Genomic DNA, 1,603 nt, shown 5'->3' on the forward strand with positions numbered 1-1,603 from the left:
GCTGGAAGCAGAGTCGGATAGCGGAACTGCTGCCGCATCGGTGGTCGGCCGAGGAATGATGGCGCGCGTCAACAGGGGTTCACCGGGCGCTTACAATATAGCGCCCTGATCGACGTTCATGTAGATCGTGTGTGGAGCGTCTTAAAGCAATTTGGTGGAATCAGTCAATGGCATCCGGTCATTTCGGAAAGCCTGATTGAGGGCGACCAGGCGGACGGTCTGGTTGGCTGTATCCGTCGGCTCACTTTGCAGGATGGTGCCGTGCTGCGCGAGCGCTTGCTGATGGTAGACGAGCGCGATCAGACATTCTCCTACTGCTTCGAGGAAGCACCACTGCCTTTGGACAACTACATTGCAACCGTCAGATTAGTGCGGCTAACGGATCAGAACAAGACCGTCGTGCAGTGGACCGCCAGCTTCGATACACGCGAGCCCGACCCCAAGGGATTGCAGACGCAGGGCATTCGCGAACTGATCATCTCTGGCCACGAAAGCCTGCAGCGCTATCTGGCTGCGACCCAGACATTCGATCAGTCGCACGGATCCGTAGAACGAACTAAACTGAGAGGAGCCACTATGGACAAGCACATTGAGCCAGTGCCGCTAGACAAAGCCTACCGCTTACTCAACCACGGCCCGACCGTGCTGGTGTCTGCTCGCAACGATGGCACCGACAATGTCATGGCTGCGGCATGGGCATGCGCCCTAGACTATTCACCACCGAAACTAACTGTGGTGCTAGATAAAATCGCTAAAACCCGGGATTTAGTCGAGAAAAGTGGAACCTTTGTTATCCAAGTGCCCACCGTAGCCCAACTTGATCTCACCTACCAGGTTGGGCACCGCAGCCTGCACCATGAACCAGACAAGCTTGTACGCAGCGGCGTAAAACTGTTTGAAATCGATGGCTATGACCAGCCGCTCGTTGCTGGCTGCTCGGCTTGGCTGGTCTGCCGGCTCATCCCTGAGTCACATAACCAGGATACCTATGATCTTTTTATCGGAGAGATCGTCGCCGCGTGGTCGGACACCCGAGTCTTTAAAGATGGGCATTGGTGTTTCGAAACAGCAGATCCAGCCCTGCGCAGTCTGCATCATGTTGCGGGAGGGCATTTTTATGCCATTGGGCAGGCCCAAGATATCGGTAGAGGCATGCCGGATTGATATATCCATGAGTAGTACCGGCAGAGGCTCAAGAGAGCGAGAAATCCACCCGGATCTATGCCTTACTGCTGGCTGACCTCCTCCTCCAGACTCACCGAGCAGTCTAAGCTGGAGATTTCCGGCTTCAAGATGGGCTAGCCAGAACTCGCTGGGAGTCCGGTCGCCCAGCGAACTGTGCGGCCTGAATTTGTTGTAATCCAGCCGCCAGCGCTCGATCTTGTCACGCGCGTCAGCCACCGTACTTCTTCTTCCAGTTGTAGAAGGTGGCCTCGGAGATGCCCATCATGCGGCAGACCTCCGCGACCGTGGTGCCCGACTCCGCCTGGCGTAGCGCAAAGGCAATTTGCTCTTCCGTGAACTTCGATTTTTTCATGACAAATCTCCTGCCCGGATGGGCTCAAATTTGCCAGAAATCTCTACTTCTCACCGCTACGGTTTT

Annotated in this window: 1 protein-coding gene and 2 pseudogenes; 1 reads left to right on the forward strand and 2 read right to left on the reverse strand. The window is 55.6% G+C overall.

Going from position 1 to position 1,603, the window contains the following annotated elements; all coding sequences use genetic code 11:
• Positions 1 to 36 precede the first annotated feature (36 nt).
• Positions 37 to 1,164 carry a flavin reductase gene (locus Q352_RS24390; RefSeq protein ID WP_308417835.1) on the forward strand — a complete coding sequence of 376 codons (1,128 nt, stop codon included), beginning with the start codon at positions 37 to 39 and terminating at the stop codon, positions 1,162 to 1,164.
• A 144-nt stretch (positions 1,165 to 1,308) separates the two neighbouring features.
• Here the strand turns inward: Q352_RS24390 and Q352_RS24515 are convergent.
• Both Q352_RS24515 and Q352_RS21890 read right to left on the reverse strand, forming a co-directional pair.
• A pseudogene (locus Q352_RS24515) lies at positions 1,309 to 1,404 on the reverse strand (integrase core domain-containing protein); the annotation flags it as partial.
• A pseudogene (locus Q352_RS21890) lies at positions 1,397 to 1,537 on the reverse strand (Hin recombinase); the annotation flags it as partial. The pseudogenes Q352_RS24515 and Q352_RS21890, both read right to left, overlap by 8 nt.
• Between the last annotated feature and the right edge of the window lie 66 nt (positions 1,538 to 1,603).

Source organism: Microvirgula aerodenitrificans DSM 15089, from assembly GCF_000620105.1.
GTDB lineage: Bacteria > Pseudomonadota > Gammaproteobacteria > Burkholderiales > Aquaspirillaceae > Microvirgula > Microvirgula aerodenitrificans.